This window comes from Thermus caliditerrae (assembly GCF_021462525.1).
GTDB lineage: Bacteria > Deinococcota > Deinococci > Deinococcales > Thermaceae > Thermus > Thermus caliditerrae.
Map to the genome: position 1 here is coordinate 1 of NZ_JAKEDT010000042.1, position 1,570 is coordinate 1,570.

Annotated in this window: 1 protein-coding gene; it reads right to left on the reverse strand. The window is 66.4% G+C overall.

The features are described 5' to 3' along the window. Positions 1-212 precede the first annotated feature (212 nt). Positions 213-1,439: a S8 family peptidase gene (locus L1088_RS12360; RefSeq protein ID WP_234555356.1), complete on the reverse strand. Its 1,227-nt coding sequence runs from the start codon at positions 1,437-1,439 to the stop codon at positions 213-215. Positions 1,440-1,570: the final 131 nt, after the last annotated feature.

A 1,570-nucleotide genomic window follows, 5' to 3' on the forward strand; every position in this document is an offset into this window, starting at 1 on the left:
TCGTAACAAGGTAGCTGTACCGGAAGGTGCGGCTGGATCACCTCCTTTCTAAGGAGTACCTAAGCCCGTTCCCGTGCTTTCAAGTCCACCGGGCCTTTCGGCGCAGGAACCCCCCGTTAGGGGGGTTTTTCCTTTTCCTGGGGTTAGGGTCTGGCCCCCTACACAGGGGGCCAGGAAGAGTCCAAGAGGGCGCGGCCAGGCTTCGCCTGGCCTTAGAACCCGCGGACGTTCAGGAAAGGTTCCGGGTGCGGGTGCCCGGAGGAGTTGTTCCAGGTGGCGGTGCTCTCGGCGTTTTGCAGCAGGGCCTGCTTCACCTGGGCGGGGGAGTAGCTGGGGTAGCGGGAGAGGACCAGGGCGGCGGCTCCGGCCACGTGAGGGGTGGCCATGGAGGTGCCGCTGATGGTGTTGTAGGCGCTCGTGGAGGTGTGCCAGGTGGAGAGCACGGACACGCCGGGGGCGGCGATGTCCACGTCGGGGCCATAGTTGGACCAGGAGGGCCAGTCGTCCTGGCTGTTGGTGGCGCTTACGGTGATGACCTCGTCGTAGGCGGCGGGGGTGTGGTTGGCGGCGTTGTCGCCCTCATTGCCGGCGGCCACCACCACGGTGATCTTGTAGTCGCACACCGCCTTTTGGATGACGTTGTGGAAGGCGTTGGTGGAGCGAACGGCGGGGCAGTACTGGCCGTCCTGGTCGTCGGTGCCGCTTCCCCCGAGGCTCATGTTGACCACCTTGGGCTTTCCCCCATTGTTGTGGGCGATGACCCAGTTGAGGCCCTGGACGATGCCGCTAATGGAGCCCGAGCCCGAGCCGGAGAGGACCTTTACCGCCCAAAGCTCGGCGGCGGGGGCCACGCCCAAGACGCCCACGCTGTTGTTTGCCGCGGCGATGGTGCCCGCCACGTGGGTGCCGTGGCCGTTGTCGTCGTCGTAGGCCGTGCGGCACTTACCCCGGCACTTCACCACCGCATACCCCCCCACCAGGTTGGTGAGGTCCTCGTGGCCTACCTTGATGCCGGTGTCCACCACGTACACGGACACGCCCGCCCCTTTGGCGGTGGTGGTGGGGGCACCGATGCGGTCCACGCCCCAGGGGACGGTCTGGGCGTAGGCCTTGACCTCTTGGTCCGGGGTTAGGGCGTAAACCCGGGGGTCCTGGGCCAGGCGCCGGGCTTGGGCGGGGGTGAGGTTGCGGAGAATGACGGCCCCCAAGGCCTCGAGGCGGTCTTCGGCGGGGATGTTGAGGCCAAGTTCCCGTTCTAGGGCGGAAAGCTTTTCGCTGAAGCGGGCGGCCAGGGGGGCCAGGCCCCCGTGGGGCCCGCCGGGCTCCAGGATGGCGATGTAGGTCTGGGTGGGGACCCAGGCGGCCTGCGGTTCCACCCGTGCCTGCTGCTGGCAGGCGGCCAGGACCAGTAGGGCCGAGACGAGAAGCAGTCTTTTCATACCACCTCCTGCAGGTACGCCTGCCACCTTACGGCTTGGGCAGGCTAGGCGTCAAGCCCTATAGTCAGGGCTTTACCCAAAACTCCTTCCTCGCCCTCCCTTAGCCTGCTTCAAGAGTTCTTGGGTGACTT